The organism is Streptomyces typhae (genome assembly GCF_009755605.1).
In the GTDB taxonomy this organism is placed as follows: Bacteria; Actinomycetota; Actinomycetes; order Streptomycetales; family Streptomycetaceae; genus Streptomyces; species Streptomyces typhae.
In genome coordinates this window covers 92,264-110,081 of record NZ_WPNZ01000032.1, presented here as the reverse complement: position 1 = coordinate 110,081, position 17,818 = coordinate 92,264, and the positions used below count along the sequence as shown (strand labels likewise).

The 17,818-nt window shown below is 69.9% G+C and carries 19 protein-coding genes and 2 pseudogenes; 14 read left to right on the top strand and 7 right to left on the bottom strand.

Going from position 1 to position 17,818, the window contains the following annotated elements; all coding sequences use genetic code 11:
* A pseudogene (locus GPA10_RS38190) lies at positions 1 to 104 on the top strand (IS5 family transposase); the annotation flags it as partial.
* Between the two features lie 217 nt (positions 105 to 321).
* Here GPA10_RS38190 and GPA10_RS38185 read toward each other — a convergent pair.
* The gene (locus GPA10_RS38185; RefSeq protein ID WP_058850684.1) at positions 322 to 795 is read right to left on the bottom strand and encodes a hypothetical protein; all 474 of its coding nucleotides are present in this window, start codon (positions 793 to 795) and stop codon (positions 322 to 324) included.
* A gap of 161 nt (positions 796 to 956) precedes the next feature.
* On the opposite strand from GPA10_RS38185, the gene GPA10_RS38180 reads away from it, so the two are divergent.
* The 7 genes from GPA10_RS38180 (at position 957) to GPA10_RS38150 (ending at position 7,935) form a co-directional block, all read left to right on the top strand.
* Positions 957 to 1,649: a HutD/Ves family protein gene (locus GPA10_RS38180; RefSeq protein WP_343041785.1), complete on the top strand. Its 693-nt coding sequence runs from the start codon at positions 957 to 959 to the stop codon at positions 1,647 to 1,649.
* 59 nt (positions 1,650 to 1,708) lie between these two features.
* Positions 1,709 to 2,020 carry a hypothetical protein gene (locus tag GPA10_RS38175; protein WP_198351830.1) on the top strand — a complete coding sequence of 104 codons (312 nt, stop codon included), beginning with the start codon at positions 1,709 to 1,711 and terminating at the stop codon, positions 2,018 to 2,020.
* A 225-nt stretch (positions 2,021 to 2,245) separates the two neighbouring features.
* A complete protein-coding gene (locus GPA10_RS38170) occupies positions 2,246 to 2,851 on the top strand; it encodes a class I SAM-dependent methyltransferase (protein ID WP_157169421.1) in 606 nt (201 codons plus the stop codon).
* Positions 2,852 to 3,355: 504 nt separating this feature from the next.
* Complete coding sequence (locus GPA10_RS38165; protein WP_157169420.1) at positions 3,356 to 4,009, top strand: hypothetical protein; 654 nt, start codon at positions 3,356 to 3,358, stop codon at positions 4,007 to 4,009.
* Between the two features lie 160 nt (positions 4,010 to 4,169).
* Positions 4,170 to 4,958 carry an inositol monophosphatase family protein gene (locus GPA10_RS38160; protein WP_157169419.1) on the top strand — a complete coding sequence of 263 codons (789 nt, stop codon included), beginning with the start codon at positions 4,170 to 4,172 and terminating at the stop codon, positions 4,956 to 4,958.
* Positions 4,959 to 5,092: 134 nt separating this feature from the next.
* A complete protein-coding gene (locus GPA10_RS38155; protein WP_157169418.1) occupies positions 5,093 to 6,844 on the top strand; it encodes a CotH kinase family protein in 1,752 nt (583 codons plus the stop codon).
* Positions 6,841 to 7,935 carry a hypothetical protein gene (locus tag GPA10_RS38150; protein WP_157169417.1) on the top strand — a complete coding sequence of 365 codons (1,095 nt, stop codon included), beginning with the start codon at positions 6,841 to 6,843 and terminating at the stop codon, positions 7,933 to 7,935. The genes GPA10_RS38155 and GPA10_RS38150 overlap by 4 nt, the downstream gene beginning before the upstream one ends.
* A 126-nt stretch (positions 7,936 to 8,061) precedes the next feature.
* Here the strand turns inward: GPA10_RS38150 and GPA10_RS38145 are convergent, their stop codons facing one another.
* The 4 genes from GPA10_RS38145 to GPA10_RS38130 all read right to left on the bottom strand — a co-directional run bounded on the left by GPA10_RS38145 (position 8,062) and on the right by GPA10_RS38130 (position 11,327).
* Complete coding sequence (locus GPA10_RS38145; RefSeq protein ID WP_157169416.1) at positions 8,062 to 8,412, bottom strand: hypothetical protein; 351 nt, start codon at positions 8,410 to 8,412, stop codon at positions 8,062 to 8,064.
* Positions 8,413 to 8,736: 324 nt separating this feature from the next.
* Entirely contained in the window at positions 8,737 to 9,717 is a 981-nt protein-coding gene (locus tag GPA10_RS38140; protein WP_343041784.1) for an NAD(P)-dependent alcohol dehydrogenase, read from the bottom strand.
* 234 nt (positions 9,718 to 9,951) lie between these two features.
* The gene (locus GPA10_RS38135) at positions 9,952 to 10,413 is read right to left on the bottom strand and encodes a MarR family winged helix-turn-helix transcriptional regulator (protein WP_058850676.1); all 462 of its coding nucleotides are present in this window, start codon (positions 10,411 to 10,413) and stop codon (positions 9,952 to 9,954) included.
* Between the two features lie 143 nt (positions 10,414 to 10,556).
* On the bottom strand, positions 10,557 to 11,327 hold the full coding sequence (locus GPA10_RS38130) for an SDR family NAD(P)-dependent oxidoreductase (protein ID WP_157169414.1): 771 nt from the start codon (positions 11,325 to 11,327) through the stop codon (positions 10,557 to 10,559).
* Positions 11,328 to 11,632: 305 nt separating this feature from the next.
* Here GPA10_RS38130 and GPA10_RS38125 point away from each other — a divergent pair, with 305 nt between their 5' ends.
* The 4 genes and pseudogenes from GPA10_RS38125 (at position 11,633) to GPA10_RS38110 (ending at position 14,623) form a co-directional block, all read left to right on the top strand.
* On the top strand, positions 11,633 to 12,247 hold the full coding sequence (locus GPA10_RS38125) for a TetR/AcrR family transcriptional regulator (protein ID WP_157169413.1): 615 nt from the start codon (positions 11,633 to 11,635) through the stop codon (positions 12,245 to 12,247).
* A gap of 287 nt (positions 12,248 to 12,534) precedes the next feature.
* Positions 12,535 to 12,825 carry a hypothetical protein gene (locus GPA10_RS38120; protein ID WP_157169412.1) on the top strand — a complete coding sequence of 97 codons (291 nt, stop codon included), beginning with the start codon at positions 12,535 to 12,537 and terminating at the stop codon, positions 12,823 to 12,825.
* 8 nt (positions 12,826 to 12,833) lie between these two features.
* Positions 12,834 to 13,097 (top strand): hypothetical protein, encoded by a 264-nt coding sequence (locus GPA10_RS38115; RefSeq protein WP_157169411.1) that lies wholly within the window; start codon positions 12,834 to 12,836, stop codon positions 13,095 to 13,097.
* 78 nt (positions 13,098 to 13,175) lie between these two features.
* A pseudogene (locus GPA10_RS38110) lies at positions 13,176 to 14,623 on the top strand (ISKra4 family transposase).
* 34 nt (positions 14,624 to 14,657) lie between these two features.
* On the opposite strand, the gene GPA10_RS38105 reads toward GPA10_RS38110, so the two are convergent.
* Both GPA10_RS38105 and GPA10_RS38100 read right to left on the bottom strand, forming a co-directional pair.
* Positions 14,658 to 15,020, bottom strand: coding sequence for a VOC family protein (locus GPA10_RS38105; RefSeq protein ID WP_157169438.1), 363 nt, complete (start codon positions 15,018 to 15,020; stop codon positions 14,658 to 14,660).
* A 164-nt stretch (positions 15,021 to 15,184) separates the two neighbouring features.
* A complete protein-coding gene (locus GPA10_RS38100; protein WP_157169409.1) occupies positions 15,185 to 16,462 on the bottom strand; it encodes a phospholipase D-like domain-containing protein in 1,278 nt (425 codons plus the stop codon).
* Positions 16,463 to 16,587: 125 nt separating this feature from the next.
* Between GPA10_RS38100 and GPA10_RS38095 the strand changes: the two genes are divergently transcribed.
* Positions 16,588 to 16,950, top strand: coding sequence for a cupin domain-containing protein (locus GPA10_RS38095; RefSeq protein ID WP_157169408.1), 363 nt, complete (start codon positions 16,588 to 16,590; stop codon positions 16,948 to 16,950).
* A gap of 86 nt (positions 16,951 to 17,036) precedes the next feature.
* On the top strand, positions 17,037 to 17,615 hold the full coding sequence (locus GPA10_RS38090) for a TetR/AcrR family transcriptional regulator (protein ID WP_157169407.1): 579 nt from the start codon (positions 17,037 to 17,039) through the stop codon (positions 17,613 to 17,615).
* The last annotated feature ends 203 nt before the right edge of the window (positions 17,616 to 17,818 follow it).

The window sequence follows — 17,818 nt, the reverse complement described above, 5'->3', positions numbered from 1 at the left end:
TCAACCGCCTCAAGCAGTGGCGCGGCATCGCGACCCGCTACGACAAGACCGCCGAGTCCTACCAGGCAGCCGTCACTCTCGCCTCGCTCCTGATGTGGGCGTGACATTTGAAGACAACTCCTAGGGGCCGACCATGCCGTCCGGCGACCGTCTGACCGCCTGAAGAGAAGCCGCGTCGGCTCCGCGTCAGGCGGCGGGTCGGTGCCCATGGATCAGTGTGTACGAGTCACCGGTCACCGGGTACGGGTCACAGCATGCATGCGGAGCACCGCGTACGGAGCGGCGCGTACGGAGCACTGCGTACGGAGCAGCGCGTACAGGTCAGAAGGCACTGTTCTGGTAGGGGTAGCGCTCGACCTTGAGCAGCCAGTTCTGCAACCCGAACACATTGCCGGACGCCAGGTAGATCTTCACCTTGATGGTGGCGTCCCTGACGGTGGGCTCGGCCGGGTACTCGAAGGCACGGATGGTGGTGAGGCTGCCCCACTCCTCGGCGCTCTGGGCGGTGGCGTAGCGGTGGTTCGTGCTCTGCGGGTGGCCGTCCTGGCCGCCGAAGGTGATGTCGAGGTTGCCCACGCTGGGCTGCCCGCCGATCAGTGTCTCGGCGGTGAAGGTCGCCACGAACAGACCGCCGAGACTCGGGGTGCCCTGACCGACCTGTGCCGGGACCACGGCCCCTGGCACGTCCACCCAGGCGCCCTTCGTGGTGACTTCATAGCGATCGGAGTTCCAGATCACTGCCACCCGCGGCAGCTGCCCCGAGGCGTGGATCGGGTCTTTCAACGCATCGCTCATGGCCATTCCTTCCGTGGGGAAGTGCCCTGGAGTGCGCAAAGTAGTGCGAGGCTGCCATGAGCGGAGCGAGAGAAATCCGCCAATGTGCGCCAGGTGGTCCCGAGCCGGGGCGCCCGCCGACGAGATGACGAAGACGAGAGAACAACAGGAGGCGGTGCCGGGTGAGCGGGGACGTGCTGCGCTGGAAGGACTACCGCAGTGTGCCGTGGAGGAATGGCGGCGGCGTGACCCAGGAGGTCGCGTCGAGCGGTGACGTGGTCCGGGAGCTTGCGTCGAGCGGTGAAGTGGTCGGAGAGCTTGCGTCGAGCACTGACGTGTCCGCGCCCCCGGCGCCGCGGGAGTCCGCGGGCGGCTTCGACTGGCGGGTGAGTGTCGCGGACGTGGAGGCGGAGGGCCCGTTCTCGTCCTTCCCCGGGATCGACCGTGTGATCACGGCGGTCGAGGGCGCGGGCATGGTGCTGACCGTCGACGGCGTCCCGCGGACGGTCGGGCCGTTGAGCCCCTTCACCTTCTCCGGCGCGGCGGTGACGGACTGCCGCCTGGTGGCGGGACGGGTCCGCAATCTGAATGTGATGACCCGCAGGGAGAGGGCGCGAGCTCAGGTGCGGATCGTCACCGTCGCCTCGGAGTCCTCGGAGTCCTCGGAGTCCTCGGAGTCCTCGGTGGAGGCGGAGTGCGCGGAGGGTGAGACGCTCCTGGTCATGGCCACCACCGAAGGTGTCGTTGTCGGCGGGCCGAACGGCAGGGAGACCGCGCTGGGCCGTCTGGACTGCGTACGACGGGAAGGCCGGGGAGTGCTGACGCTGCGGGGCGATGGTGTGGTGGCCGAGATCAGGATCACCGGGATGCCTTGACGGTAGGGCCGGTCCCAAGTGGGCACTCCGCGTGATGTGATCCAAGTACTCTGCCTTCCATGGGGCCGGCCTTGGGGCGGTGTGGCCCGAAGCTCCTGCCGAAGCTGGACGACAGCCTGCGGACGGCGTCGCCGGGGGAGTTGGAGGGCCCGAACGACTGGTACCAGCTCCTGATGACCGGCAGGCATCTCGGGACCGCCAGTTCCCTGGTCGAACGGGTGCTGCACGACGACCGGTTGGCAGAGTCCGAGCGGGTGCGGCTGGTGGTGGAGACTGAGAGCGCGATGGCGGCTGCGGAGGGCGTCGCCTGCCGGATCGACGCCGGCGGCCCGGACGAGTCGGCGCTCGCCGACTCCCTCTTCGTTCGATAAGCCGTGCAGGACACCCATCGGCGCCGCGGAGGACGCACCACCGAAGCCGGCACCCGGGCGAGCGCCTCGAAGCGGCGGGCCTCGGCGGGGCGTGCCTCGGCGCGGCGGTGCCGAGCGATGAGATTGGTGACGGGCTCGTGACTCGTTGTGTCACCTCTCCTTCGCCGCTGGGCGCGATCGGGTTCCATCCGGGTTCACTCACGCCCCTCGCTTACCCTTCCTCACATGAGCCGATGGAAAGAACTGACTGGTGGGACGTCCGGAGAGGACTACGCCCGCCGGTTCGCCGCCCTGGCAGGCAGCGGCAAGGACATGCACGGGGAGGCACGGTTCTGCGCCGCGCTCGTGCCCCCGGGAGCGCGGGTGCTCGATGCCGGCTGCGGCACCGGCCGGGTCATGATCCGGTTGGCGGAACTCGGGTACGAGTGTGTCGGGGTCGACCTCGACGCCTCCATGCTGGCCGTGGCCCGCAGACAGGCGCCGGAACTGAACTGGATCCGAGCCGACCTGGCCGAGTTCGACCCGGCGGAATGCGGTGCGGCAGCGGACTTCGACCTGGTGGTCGCCGCCGGCAACATCTTCCCGCTCCTCGCGCCGGGCACCGAGGCCAGGGTGGCCGGCCGCCTCGCGGCGACGCTGCGCCCGGGTGGGCTGCTGGTCGCCGGGTTCGGCCTGGACGAGGCCCATCTGCCGGTGCCGCCCGGCATCACGCTGGCGGAGTACGACGCCTGCTGCACCGCGGCGGGACTCACCCTCGTCGACCGCTTCGCGACGTGGGACGCGGATCCGTACGAGGGCGGCGGCTATGCCGTCAGCGTCCACCGCGGCTGAGGACATCAGGACGTCGGGCGGCCGGGGCAGCCCGACAGCCGGAGGGTGAGCGGCCCGCCGCGACGGGGGAGCGCGGCGGGCCTTCATCCAGAGTGCCCGCCCGGGCACGATCCATCCCTGCGTCCGGACGAACTTGGCTGAGATCTCTCGCTGCGACAACGCGCACACCGGTGCCCATCCTGCGCCTTGATGGACCATGACGTGGGAAGACCCCGGGCGGGCGCAGATCGGTGAGTGCGGCGGGCTTGCACAGGGGCATGTCTTGAACGGAAGTCGCCCTGCGGAGCGAAAGCCCATGAGGCCTCGACCATCCGCGACCGCGCACAGAACAACGGGCCACCTGCTCCTGGCCGCCCTCGGGGATCTCTCGCTGCCCGAGCTTGTGCGGGTGCCGTCCTCGGGACCCGCGCGCGGCACCCGGCGGAAACCTCGACTGTCAGTGCCAGGCCGTACATTTTGGCGTCCCGGCACCACCGAGGCTTTCGACCGACAGGACATCGCAGCATGGCTCTCCCGACCGACGCCGCTCATGGCGTCGCCCTCACCGAACGCGTCATCGCCTCGGTCGAGGCGGACCCCTCCCGGCTGATCCTGGACTACGCCCCGTGGGCCGGGCCATGGGTGGCGGGGGCAGCGGAACCGGTGCCGGCCGACGTGCTGGACGCCGCGGTGTTCCCCAGTGGCCGCCCCCTGCCGCCCAGCCTGCGGCGCTGGCTCGCGTACGACGGTGGCATGCTGCGCCGGTTCGACTGGTTCGATCCGGCGTACCGCTTCACGCCGCGCACCCTCGGCCAACTCGCCCTTGACGAGTACGGCGACATGTGGGGCGCCTGTTACGAACCGCTGTCGTCCCGGTTCGACGAGTGCTTCCTCCTGCCGGGCGGCTCCGACTCGCGCCGGGTCCTGGCCACCGGTGAGCCCGACGAGTACGGCGAGTACCCGGTGTTCGCGCTCGACGTGGACGACCTGCCGTGCATAGAGCTGATGTACCCGGGCCTGGACGTGTACTTGGCGGACACCGCCGGGCTGCTCGCCGCCCGCGAGGCGCCCGGCTATTCCACGCTGGCCGACGACCGGGAGTACGGCCGAAGGATGCGCAGCCACGCGCGCCAGGTGTTCGCAGGGGAGCTCAGCGAGATATGCCTGGGTGAGTGGTGAGTGGTGAGTGGTGAGTGGTGAGTGGTGAGTGGTGAGTGGTGAGTGGTGGCGGACGATGGGCGACCGGCGGCCCGCGGCCGGTGACCGGTGACCGGCGGCAGGGCGCCCGGCACGGTCACCGCAGGGCTCGCCCGCACCGGGCGCCGCTACCATGCGCGGCATGATCAACTCATCTGCGGGACTGGACGACGCCGGTGTGGCGACAGCGGCGGCACGCGCGGGCGCGGACGTGGTGCGCGATCTGTACGGTCGGCGCCTCGCCCGCATCGACAAGGGGGCCGGGGACTTCGCCACCGCAGCCGATGTGGAGGCCGAGAAGGCGATACTCGGCGTCATCCGTGCCGCCCGCCCCGACGACGCCGTGCTCGGTGAGGAGGGCGGGCAGCAGGGGGCGGCGGACGCGGAGCGGCAGTGGCTGGTGGATCCCCTGTGCGGCACGCTGAACTACGCCGTGGGCAACATGCTGGTGGCCGTCAACGTCGCCCTGCGCGGTGGTGCGGCGGCGGTGGCCGACCCGTTCAGCGGCGAGATCTTCGGCACCGACGGTGACAGCGCCTGGGTGCGCCGGGACGGCGCCGATGTTCCCTTGGCCCCCACGGCTTCCACCCGGCTCGTGGACGTCAATCTGGACCCGCCGTTCCCCAGCGCCCCGAAGTTCCGGGCCGTGGACCTGCTGGCGCACCCGGACTTCGTGGCGAGGCTGCGGCCCCGGGTCGTCTCCACGACGCTCGCGCTGGCCTGGGTCGCCGCCGGAAAGCGCGCCGCGTACGTCACCGACGGCGGCGACCTGTCGGGGAGCGTGCACTTCGCCGCCGGTATCGCGCTGTGCCGGGCCGCCGGGTGCGTGGTCACCGGCGTCGACGGCGGACCGCTCGGACCGGAGGGCCGGGGACTCGTCGCGGCCGCCGACGCCGAGACCCACCGCTTGCTGATGTCGATGCTCGGCTGAGGCCCCGCAGCAGGGGAACGGCAGAGCCGCCCCTCCCGCCCTGCGCACCACCGCCAGGCCGGTTCTCGGTCTGGCGGTCATGTGCCGCCGGGCGTAGAGAGGAAAGCTCACCCAGGGATCCCAGGGAGGCCGCCGTGGACAGGATCATCGGCAAGGGCACGTTCCGGGACGCGTTCAAGAACCAGATCGTCGTACCCTCGGCGCTGCCGCCGGGCACGGGCCGGCGGCTCGCCGAGCGGGCCAACGCGGCGGCGGGACCGACCGACGCGGCGCTGCGGACGAAGGCCGAGTTCAGTGCCCTGTACGACCTGCTGCTCGCCGAGCAGGGAGACGTACCGGGCGCTCCGGCGGACGCCGGCCTCGTCCGGCTCGATCCGAACGGGCAGCTCACCGCGATCGGCGCGATCGTGGACGAGTACCTCGACGCCGCGCAGGACAAGGCGGAGTTCTTCGCTCAGGACATGTACCAGGTCAAGGTGACCGGCTGGCCGCCCGGAGTTCTGACGGCGGACGAGGTGCGGGAGGCGCCGCCGGGCGCCCGGCTGACCCTGGCGCGGAGCGGCAGCCCCGACGACACGCTGCTCGCCACCCCGTTGTTCTCGATGGTCAACAGCGGCAACCTGACCGCGCACGCCCCCAAACGCTCCTGGAAGATCGACTTCGAGGTCGGTGCGAGCGAGGACCGGCTCCACGGCATGGAGCGGATCAACCTCAAGGCGATGTACAACGACCCCTCGCAGATGCGCGAGGCCGTAGCCTGGCGGCTCCTGGAACGCGCGGGCGTCCCCGCGGCGCGGCACACGTACGCCACGTTCTCGATCAACGACCGCTACATGGGGCTGTTCTCGGTCATCGAGCAGGTCGACAAGAAGTTCCTCAAGGACCACTTCGGCAAGAACGCCGAAGGCAACCTGTACAAGGCGTACTGCGGCGACATCGGCTGCGCGACCCTGGAGCACCGCCCCGGCAGGGACGGCGCCGACAGCGGCCGCCAGTACTTCACCGCGGGCAGCCGCGAGGACGACCGCACCTACCGCCTGAAGACCAACGAGGACGATCCCGCAGCCAGCACCTACGACGACCTCGCCGCCCTCGTCCGGGCCGTCAACGGCGTACAACTGACGGGCGGCGACGACCGGTTCGCGTCCGACGCCTTCCGCGAGACGGTCGAGCAGATCCTGAACGTCCCGGCCTTCCTGCGCTGGGCGGGCGCCAACGTCCTCCTGGGCAGCTGGGACAACTACTTCGCCACCCCGTCGAACTACTACCTCTACAACTCGGGCCGCCTCGGCGACCCGGCGGGCTTCATGGCCCGCCCGTACTTCACGTTCATGCCGTGGGACTACGACAACAGCTCGGGCATCGACTTCTTCTCGACGCCCTGGCAGTACACGGACCTGCTCGACTGGCCCGCGATGAGCCGCGACTACTGCCGGATCACCCACGCCCCGCACGAGGTGTCGCGCCTGCCGCTGTTCACCAACCTGCTGCGGCACCACGACTTCTGCCAGTACTACCTCGACCACCTCGAGTACCTCCTGGACACGGAGTTCGGCCCCGAGCGGGTCGCGGCGCTGCTCGGCGCGGAGGGCTCCGGGCGGAGCGACGGCCTGTGGCAGCTCGTCTCGTCCGCCGCGTACGGCGAGTCCACGAGCCAGCACGGACAGCCCTTCACCGGACGGCAGTTCACCAACGACGAGGTCTACCGCGCCGCGTACCGCCAGTGGGAACTGAGCCGCGGCTCGCAGTTCACGTACGGAATCTTCCACTACACGCGCATGCGCTACGACCGCGCGCGTGAGCAGCTCGCCGAGCTGCGCAAAACCTATCCCAACGGCGCCAGCGGGGCCGTGTTCCCGGGCGCGATGGAGGTACTGCCCTCATGACCACGACCACGACCACGAAGCCGGACAAGGCCGGAGCCGGGACCAAGGCCACCCCGAAGCCGAAGGCCACCTCCCGGGCCGCCAAGTCCAAGGCCATCTCCAAGATCAAGGCCAAAGTCAAGGACAAGGCCCAAGCCAAGAGCATGGCCAAGGACAAGTCCAAGGCCAAGAACAAGTCCAAGGTCTCGTCCAAGGCGGACATCCGCGAGCTGCGCCTCGTCAAGGAGGCCAAAATCCAGGACCTGATCGGCGACAGCGCGGGCACCCGCCTGGAGGCGAGCGGTGTCCTCTACCACGACGGCGCCTTCCTGATCGTCTGCGACAACCTGCCCTCATTCATCCGCGTCGGCAGCGAACTGTCCCCCAAGGCGCCGGAGAACGGCGTCATGACCGTCAACCGGAAGAAGTCCGACAGCAAACAGGCGAACGCCGGGTACGAGGACCTCGCCCACGACACCTTGCACGACCGCTACTTCACCCTGAGCGAGGCCGAACCGGTCAAGCCCAAGGGCTACCGCGCCCGCGTACAGGAGTACGACGCGAAGCTGCGCCCGATCGCCTCGGCGCACCTCGACTTCGCCCTGGCGGACGCCAACAAGGGCATGGAGGGACTGGAGTGGATCGACCGCTCGGGCACGGGCCACCTCCTCGCCCTGTGCGAGGGGAACCGGTGCCAGGGCGGGAGGAAGGGCAGGAGGCCGGGCGGCGGGCGCATCCAGGTCTTCCGGCGCGACGGAAAGCGCTGGGCGCACACGGACACGATCCGGCTGCCGCGATCGCTGCCCTTCGAGGACTACAGCAGTGTGTCCGTGCGCGACGGAAGGATCGCCGTGCTCTCGCAGGCGTCGTCCGCACTCTGGACGGGCCGCCTCGACGTCAAGAAGTGGCAGGTCGACGAGGGCACGGTCCACCGCCTGCCCACCGACGGCAAAGGGCGTACGGTCTACGGCAACCCGGAGGGCGTGTCCTGGGTCTCCGCCGACCATGTGGTGATCGTGTCGGACCGGGCGAAGAAGGGCGCGGGCAGCGAGCGGCTGCGCGCGAAGGACCAGTCGATCCACCTGTTCCTGATCCCGGGCAACAACGGCTGAGCCGTACGGCGTCGAACCGGACTCGCACGCGTACCTCTGTCGCCGCCTCGGCTGCGTCTGTCGCCGCCTCGGCGCGTACGTCTGTCGCCGCGGTACGTCGGCGGCTCACCTGTGTACGTCGACGGCTCACATGGCGTGCCTGTTGCGGGAGCAGAACGTGGGGTCGTGCTCGGTGTGGTGCGAGAGGCCCGCGGGCAGACAACACGCGGAGTTCAACTCCGCCCATGCGCGCTTGAGTTCGGACTGGAGATGCGGTGCGAGGGGCGGGTCCGGATCGGGACGGGCGGCGAGTTCGGCGCGCTGCGCGAGAGCGAGTGCCCGACGGTGCGCCGCCCGCTCGCCCCGGGCCCAGAGGACGAGGAGTCCCGCACCGTGCACGAGCGCGAAGGCGGGCAGCCACGCGTGCTCGTACACCGCGTAGGCGGTGCCGACGGTGAGGAGGGCGGCGCTCGCGATCATCGCCGGGTAATAGGACATCAGCGCCTCCAGGGCGGGAAGTGGAGCCTACGGGCCAGAGGTGGACCAGCAGTCGATCAGCGGTGGTGAGGGCGAGCGCGACAGAGCCGGGCACGGCAGGAGCGGACACGGCGTCACGCCGCCACGAGCCGCTGCGCAGTGGTCGAAGCGCCGCAATCGGCCCTTACCTTGCTGCTGCCCCGGGACGGCGCGGCAATGCTCGTCAAAAGCGGCGGAGCCGGACCCGAAGCCGGGCCGGGACCCGGAGCCGGAGCATCCTCAGGCTCCGGGCGGCACGGTCTCAGGCTATGGGCGGCACGGTCTGAGGTTCCGTGGGGCGCGGTCTCAGGCTTCGGGCGGCACGGTCAGGACGACCTTGCCCCGGGGGTGGCCCCGCTTCAGATGGCGGACGGCTGCCGGTGCCTCGGCCAGGGGATAGGCGCTGTCGACGACCGGTGTGAGGTCACCGTTGTCGATGAGGGACGTGAGCCGCACGAGGTCCGCGCGGCGCACGGTTGCCAGCATGCCGAGGAGGTGCTGGTGCGAGAGGCGGTTCCGCAGTGCCATCCGCAGCTGGATGCCGGTGTCGCCGAACCAGCGGCTGTCGCCCCCGCCGCCGACGCGCACCAGGGTGCCTTCGGGGGCGAGGGCACCGCGCAGCAGGGAAAGGGGGCGGTTGCCGGCGGCGTCGAGGATGACGTCGTAGGGGTGGGGACCGTCGGTGATCTCCTGACGGGTGTAGTCGAGTACGGCCGTGGCGCCGAGGGAGCGTACGTACTCGGCGGAACCGCTGCCGCAGACACCGACTGCCTCGGCGCCGTGGGCGACGGCGAGCTGGACGGCGAAGCTGCCCACCCCGCCTGAGGCACCGATGATCAGCACCTTCTGCCCTGCTCGCAGCCGTGCTTTGGTGTGCAGGGCCTGTAGGGCGGTGACGCCGGAGACCGGGACGGCGGCGGCCTGCTCGAAGGTGATGTTCTCGGGTTTCGGCGCGATCCTCTCGGCCTTGGCGCGGGCGTACTGGGCGAAGGAGCCGTCGAGGTGCCCGTAGACCGCGTCGCCGGGCGCGAAGCCCGTCACCTTCGCGCCGACCGCTTCGACCTGTCCGGCGCCGTCCCAGCCCCGTACGGGGTTCTTGGGCCTGCGCGGTCCGGAGACGAGGCGGACCATCAGGGGCAGCCCGGTCATCAGATGCCAGACGTCAGGGCCGACACCGGCGGCGTGCACGCGCACCACCACCTCGTCCGCGGCGGGGGAGGGGCGTTCTACGTCCCGCAAGTACAGCGTGTCCGCGGAGCCGTAGACGTCCTGAACGATGGCCTTCACAGCGCACTCCCCCCGGTCGAAGCGAACGGGCACGCCCCTTCGGGCCCCCCGGGTCTGCCCGGGGTCCCGCGGCGGTCCGCTCAGCATCCTCCGAACTGGCGCCCCCGCATAGGCCGCTGCTTCGTCAGCTTCCGGGTTCGGGAGGCGAGCTCACGTTTCCCGCTCCCGTTCCTGCCCCTTCCTGGATGCGTCGCGTCCGCCTCCGGCAGTGCCACGACCGCACCGCGTGGCAGCTCAGCCGCCGAGAGCTTCCGCCATGCGGTCGAAGTCCTCCAAGAGGGCGTCGAGACGGCCGTCGGGGATGGCCTCGATCATGCGCGCCTCGATCGCGTAGACGGCTGACCGCGAGGCCTGGAGCTTGCGGAGGCCCTCGGCCGTGAGGGTCGTGGGGCGGGCGCGGCCGGTCTCGACGGTGTCGGGGCGTTCGATGAGCCCTTCTCGCTGCAGCCCGCGCAGGACCACGTTCATCGACTGGCGGGTGACGAAGGTGGCGCGGGCGAGCTCGGCGTTGGACAGGCCGGGACGCGCGGCCAGCACTTCGAGGCAGGAGTACTGCGGCACGGTCAGGCCGTGTGCGCGCAGCGCGGTGTCCATGGCGCCGCGCAGGGCGGAGTGGGCCTTCTTGAGGCGGTACCCCACGTGATCGAGCACGTCCCTGGCCGGGTGCGGTGGTTCCATCGGCGGCCTGCCCTTCATGTTCGTGTTCTGACACTCATTGTCGCAGCGAGCAGCCCTCCTTCGGTATCGGGGAGGTCCCACGCCCTGAGCCTCGGCGGGCCCGCATCCGCCGCTGCGACCACGGCACCCCTGCCCCTACGCCGCGACCATGGTGCCTCGCCTTACGCCGCGACCACGGCGACCCCCGTCCGCCCGCCGTCCACATCCACCACCGTGCCGTGCACGAACGCCGCCTCGTCGCCGGCCAGCCACACCGCCGCGTGCGCGATGGCGCTCGGGGCGCCGACCTCCCCTGCCGGGGTGCCCCGCATCATGAGCCGGCCCGGGTGGGGTTCGGCACCGGGCGGCGAAGGGGGCAGGACCACGCCCGGCGAGATGGCGTTGACGCGCACGCCCCGCGGGCCGAACTCCGAGGCCCACGCCCGGGTGAGCGTCTCCATGGCGCCCTTGGTGGAGCTGTACAACGAGCCGAGCGGTACGCCCAGGCGTGCGATCCAGGAGCCGAGGTTGATGACCGCTCCGCCGCCGGAGTCCGCCATGACGGGGGCGACGGCGGCGGTGAGGAAGAAGGGGGCCTTCACGTTCACCCCGTACACCAGGTCGAAGGTGTCCTCGTCGGTGGCGGCGGTCGAGGGCGACGGATACACGCCCGCGTTGTTGACCAGGATGTCGATGCGTCCGCCGAGAGCTTCCCGGGCTCGCTCGGCCAGGTCCCGGGACGCGGCCGGGCTGCCGTCGAGGTCGGCAGGCAGGAAGTCGGCCCGGCCCCCGTCGGCGCGGATGCCCGCGACGACGTGCTCGCCCCGTTCCTTGTTCCTGCCGGACACGATGACGTGGGCCCCCTCGGCGGCGAACGCTTCGGCGATGGCCTGGCCGATGTTGCTGGTCGATCCGGTGATCAGAGCTGTCTTGTCCCGCAGTCGCTCACTCATGGCGTGCTCTCCCTGTCCGCTGGGCCGTTGGTGTCCGGCGCGATGTGGGGACCACTGTGCGCCGGAGAAAATGGACCAGCAAGTCCAGTCGGGGGGTGCGAGCCGTAGGGTGGGCTGTGGGCTGTGGGCTGTGGGCCAGGTTCGGGTCCGGGGCCGGAGCCGGGCTCGGGCCCGGTGGATCGGCCCCGTTTCGTGGCCGTGGAGGTGGCGGCGAGGCCGGCGAGGGGGAAACGTGATGGTCCGGAGACGACGTGACCGTCGAGGGGAGAGGAGACGTGATGGTCGAGGGGAGACATGCTGACGTGATGCAGGACTCGCTGACCGCGAAGGGGCGCGCCACGCGGGCGCGCATCGTCGAGGGCGCGGCCGGGGTGCTCCGTGAGCAGGGCCCGGCCGTCACGACGCTCGACGACATCCGCGCCCGGACCGGCACCAGCAAGAGCCAGCTCTTCCACTACTTCCCCCAGGGGAAGGACCAACTGCTGCTCGCCGTGGCGCAGTTCGAGGCCGACCGCGTCCTGGAGGACCAGCAGCCGCACCTCGGACGGCTTGACACGTGGGAGTCCTGGCAGGAGTGGCGGGACGCGGTGGTGGAGCGCTATGAACGCCAAGGCGACGAGTGCCCGTTGGGCTCGCTGTTCCTTCAGGTCGGGCGGTCCGGTCCGGGCGCTCGGGCGATCGTCACGGAACTCATGCGCCAGTGGCAGGAGGACCTGGCCCGCGGCATCCGTTCCCTCCGGGAGAACGGTCTGGTTTCGCCGTCCCTCGACGCGGACCGGGAAGCCGCCGCGCTGCTGGCGGGTATCCAGGGAGGCGTGACCATCATGATGTCCACCGGCGATTCGACCCATCTGAAGGCGGCCCTCGACACCGCCGTGGCGCACCTTCGCGCGTCGCTGCACGGGACGGCGCCGGTCTGACACCGGATGGTGGCAGAGGGATGGCGGGGGGATGGCAGGGAGAGGCGCACGAGCTTCCTGCCGACCCGCCGCCCGCCACGAGAGACCCGATATCGCAGTAGCCGTTCTCGCCGCAACCGGTGTGGCACAAACCGGTGTGGCGCAAAAGGGTGTTACAGGTACGCGGAGGCCCTAACTTGCGGCGCGTGACCGACAACTCCGCAGAGCCTGCGCGTACGTCGATGGGTGTAGCTTTCCTACGGGGACGGGCTGATCAGGGAAGGCTTCCCGGCGGGGTGCCGTGACGTGTGTACGTCTCCTACTGTTGCGGCACAACGTTGGAGGCGGCGATGGGCTCGTTGCGTGACGAACTGGCGTGCCGGGAAGCGGATGCACACACTCAGGCCGAAGAACTCCGGAACAGGATCGATGAGCTGAAGCAGCAGCTCGCGGCGGTCGAGGAACGGTTGACGCGTCTGCGGATCACCCGGGAAACGGTCGATGGGGTCCTCGCGGAGACCGTGCCGGTGGCAGCCGAGGCGCCGGAGCGGGCCGGCGAAGGCGAGGCCGTGGGGGGACCGAGCCTGGGCCGGGCTTGAGGATCGGCGTGACGACGGTGCCGCAGTGGCGGCAGGACCTTGAGACGTCCGTGTCGCCCAGGGCCTATCAAGACCTGCTGGAAGTCCTGGCCGATGCCGGGACTCCGTTGCGGGCCAAGCAGTTCGCCGAGGGCATCGGGCTGGGCAGCGAGAACCTCTCGAAGATCGAGGGAGTGCGTTCGAAGCTGAAGCGAATGGTGCGCCGGGGGTGGCTGACGGAAGAGGTGAGGGGTGTGTTCGCCCGTCCGCCCAACAGGAGCGACGAGGTGTGAAGGGATGGTGACCAAGGGTCTCTCCTCCCTACGGTCGTAGGTGCCAACCCATCCGTCCGCTGCGAGAAGAGTCCCGAGGTGGAACCGTACGACACGGCGTCGACGGCTGACCTGTTTGCAGCCCCGACCAGTTTCTTCAGCACGCTCGTCGACCATCTGACGGCCCCGGAAACAGGCCGTCTTGCCCACCACGACCTGGAAGAACTCCTCGACAGCCAGGGCCGGTTGCTGCTGCGGCAGCTCCTGCAGGACCACTTGATCTGCGGGCCCGACGCGAAGAGGACGCTGCCCACGCCCACCGGCCCCAGATCATGGGACCCGACGGGCTGCCCCGCCTGCACCTGGAATCCTCAACGTCTGTCCGGCCGACGCTCTGTTGTCCCTGCCCGAGCGGCTCCACTCGCATGGCCTGCGGAAACTGGCCGTCCTCGAAGCGGTGAACGCCTCCTTCGACACCGCGCGGGAAGCGATTACACGCCGCTGCGGCCCAGTCGCGGGCAAGCGGCAGATCGAGGACCTCGCCGTCCAGGTCGCGGTGGACATCGACAGCTTCTCCCGGGCGATGGCGCCCACCCCCTGCACCGCCTCCACGCTGTTGGTGATCTCGGCCGATGGCAAAGGGGTTGTCATGCGCCCCGATGCATTGCGGCCAGCGACCCGGAAAGCTGCGACTCGTCCGGGAGTGTTCCGTACCCGGCTCGCTTCCGGCGAGAAGGTGGGCCGCAAACGCATGGCCACCCTGACCGCCGTCTATGACGCCGCCCCCGCCGTCCGCCGCCCGCACGACATCATCGCCCTGCCCGGCGGATGCCACGGCAAGCGGGCCCTGCGGCCGGGCCCGAAGGAGACCGGGAAGTGGCTGCACGGATCGGTGATCCACGACGCCGCCACCGTGATCGGCGAAGCCTTCGACCAGGCCGAAGCCCGTGACCCGCAGCATCTGCGGGACTGGGTTGTCCTCGTCGACGGCGCCCGCCACCAACTCGACCTCATCCAGGACCAGGCCGTCCTGCGTGGCGTCACCGTCCACATCGTCATCGACTTCGTCCACGTTCTGGAGTACTTGTGGCAGGCCGCGTGGTCACTCCACGACCCCGGTGATCCGGCCGCCGAGGACTGGGTCGCCGTCCACGCCCTGACCGTGCTGAGCGGAAACGTCCGCCAGACGGCCCAGACGATCGCACGCCAGGTCAAGAAGGCCCGGCTGCCACGGGCGAAACGCCAGGGAGCCGACGTCTGCATCCGCTACCTGAGCAGCAAAGAACCCTTCCTCCGCTACGACCGAGCACTCACTGCTGGCTGGCCGATTGCGACCGGAGTGATCGAGGAGCCTGCCGGCACCTGATCACCGACCGGCTCGACATCACCGGCTCCCGCAGGGGGCTCGCCGGAGCCGAAGCGCTTTGTAACTCCGGGCGTTGACCAGCAACGGAGACCTACACGCCTACTGGCGCTACCACCTTGCCCACGAGCACTACCGAGTCCATGAAAGCCCAGAGCAGCAGAAGTACGACCTCACCGCCTGACTACAGACCCCACGGCCACAGCACGCAGGGGCCTTTACTCACTTACCACGCAAAAGGGATGCCCAGCCGGATCGGTGAGCACCCGTGCCTTGGCTGCATCATGGGGCTGGTAGTCCGGCTTGCCGGCGCCCAGTTCCACGAGCCGGACCTCCACCTCGTCGAGGTTCTCGGCCACCTTGAAACAGATGTGGAGTTGCTGGGGGTTGGCCTGGCCAGGCCAGTCGGGAGGCTGGTAGTCGTCGACCCGCTGGAAGCCGAGAAGGAGCCCATCCTCGCGGTTGAGCCCGGCGAACTCCGCGTTCGACTTCGGGTGCGGTTCAAGGCCCGTGGCCTGCTGATAGAACAACGACAGAGCCAGCGGATCAGGACAATCGAGCGTTATCGCGCTCAGCTTCATCTGCAAGGAACGACACCTCCGGACTGATCACTGAACTTGCTTCAACCCTAAGGGCAGGCACCTGGATGCTTCCGCGCGTCCCCGCAGAAGAGCCACACCCTACGTCGAACACCGGGTGTGAAGCCGTTCCAGCGCTTGTTCCACAGGAGCCGAGCGCAGTGGGTTCACAGGAACCGGCGGATCGGCTGGACAGCGGCCTCCCGGGCTCGCTGGAGGACCGAACGTCTCCGCCAGCGGCCCGCTCTGATCAGTTCGCTGGCCGCCACGTCCGCCTCGAAGTGCTCGTCGAGGGTGGCGGTGAACGTCTGGTCCAGGACGGCGAGCATGACTTCCTCGTCGTGGTCGAACGAGCGACGGTTGAAGTTGGTCGAGCCGATGAGAGCGGCGACCCCGTCGACGGTGATGACCTTGGCGTGCATCATCGTCGGCTGGTACTGGTAGATCCTCACCCCGCAGGCGATGAGGTCCTCGTAGTAGTGCTGACCCGCCAACTGGCACACCCGCTTGTCGGTGTGCGGTCCGGGCAGCACGATCTCCACCTCGACACCGCGCCGCGCCGTCGCGCACAGCAGCTCGATGAAGTACGCGTCCGGGGAGAAGTAGGCGGTGGCCAGGCGGAAGCGTTCCTCGGCGGATTCCAGCATCACGCGGATCAGGGTCTGCATGTCCTGCCAGCCGAAGCTGGCCGAGCCGCGCACGACCTGCACGACGGCGTCGCCCTGGGGGCGGTGCTCGATGAACCGGTCCCGCTCGTCGAAGAGTTCGTCGTGGCACTCGGCCCAGTTCTGGGCGAAGGCGGCGGCGATCCCGTCCACGGCCGGGCCCCGGACCTCCACATGCGTGTCGCGCCACTCGTTCTCGTTGCGGGCGTCACCGCACCACTCCTCGGCGATGCCGACCCCGCCGGTGAACGCGATCTCCTCGTCGACGACAAGCACCTTGCGGTGGCAGCGGTGATTCTGCTTGAGCGGCGAGAGGTACAGCGGCTTGCGGAACCACGCCACCTGCACCCCGGCGCGCTCCATGGCGTCCAACTGCTCCGTCTCGATCAGCCGGCTCCCGAACCCGTCGAGGAGCAGCCGCACCCGCACCCCGGCACGGGCCCGCTCCGCGAGCGTCTCCGCGAACCGGCGGGCGATGTCGCCCTTCCAGTACACGAAGGTCATCATGTCCACCGTGTGCTCGGCGCGGCGGATCCCGGCCAGCATCGCGGCGAAGATCTCATCGCCGTTGCGCAAGGGCAGGAGCTTGTTGCCCTCGGTCGCCGCGATGCCGATCAGGCGCTCCAGGCGCCGCCGTATCCGCACCACGCGGTCCGCGCCGGACGGCGAGGCAGAGGCAGGCGGCGTCCCCGTTGCCTCACGCGCGGACGGCACCTCGGTCGCTCCGGTGGCTTCGGGCTCCCGCTGCGGCAGCTCGGACGGTTCCTGCGTACGGGTCATGGCATCCCCTGGCCGGCATACGAAGAGAACGGACGGAGCTGCCGGGCCCGGTCCGGCGCGGGCTGAGCAGCCAACCGACTGTACTCCCCGGTGGCGGGTGGGTGGGACTGCTACGTTCCGGGACCATGGACGACAGCGTGTACGTGGGCAACGCGGGCAAGGACGCGGCACTGGACCGGGGGTGGCTCCTCGGGCACTTCAAGGACGTCACCGATCCCCGGCACAGCGAGGCCGTGGAGATCAAATGGGGTGTCCATCCGCAGGGCGACGAGCGGGCGCTCTGGGTGCAGGGCGAGGAGCGCACCGCCCTGCTTGTCCTGATCAGCGGCCGCTTCCGGGTGGAGCTTCCCGGCCGCAGCGTGGTCCTGGCCGAGCAGGGGGACTACGTCGTGTGGGGCCGGGGCGTCGACCACTCATGGTTCGCGGAGGAACCATCCGTGGTGCTGACGGTCCGCTGGCCTTCCGTATCCGGCTACGAGACGGCCTGAGGCCACTACCCTCACCGCCCGCCGCCACGCATCCGAATCGCCGGATCGTTCTTGAGCGAGCGATCCAGATAAGCTAAGGTCGCACCATGGCAAGGACCCGGGAGTTCGACACCGAAGCGGCGGTGAGCCGCGCCATGGAACTGTTCTGGACGCGTGGCTACGAGGCCACTTCGGTACGCGACCTGACCCAGCACCTGGGGATCGGGCAGGGGTCCCTGTACGCGGCATTCGGCGACAAGGACGGCCTGTACCGGGCCGCGCTCGCGCACTACCGCACCACCCTCGCGGCGGCCGCCCTGCGTGACCTGGAGGAGGGTGCGGATGCCCGCTCCGCAGTTCGTACGCTCCTGACGGAGCGCATCCGTATCGCCGTCGGGCAGGACGGCAGGGGCTGTCTGGCGGTCAATGCCGCATGTGAACGCCTTCCTGAGGACGCGTCGGTCCGGCGCATCGTGCGCGACATGCAGGACGCCGGCCGGGATGCGCTCGCCGACGTGCTGCGTGTGGCGGTGGAGCGGGGCGAGATCGCGCCGCGGCACGACCCGCACACCCTGGCGGCCTTCCTCGGCACCGTCCTCAACGGCCTGATGGTCTCCTCGAAGATCACGCCGGATCCGCGCGCGCTCGAATCCGTCGTGGAGGTCGCGCTGGAGGTCCTCGGGTGATTTTTTCGTGCGCTGAATCTGGATCGTACGATCCAGATAAGCCGGCGGAGGCCCGGCAGGGAGTCGGCGCGGGGGCCGATGCCGATGCCTGGCCCGGTGACCATGCCTCTGCCTGCCTGACCGCCTTGACCGCCTGGCTGCCTGACCGACTGACCGCCTGACCGGCTCCCTCATCTCGGCCCCTGCTTCTCCGCGACCTCCAC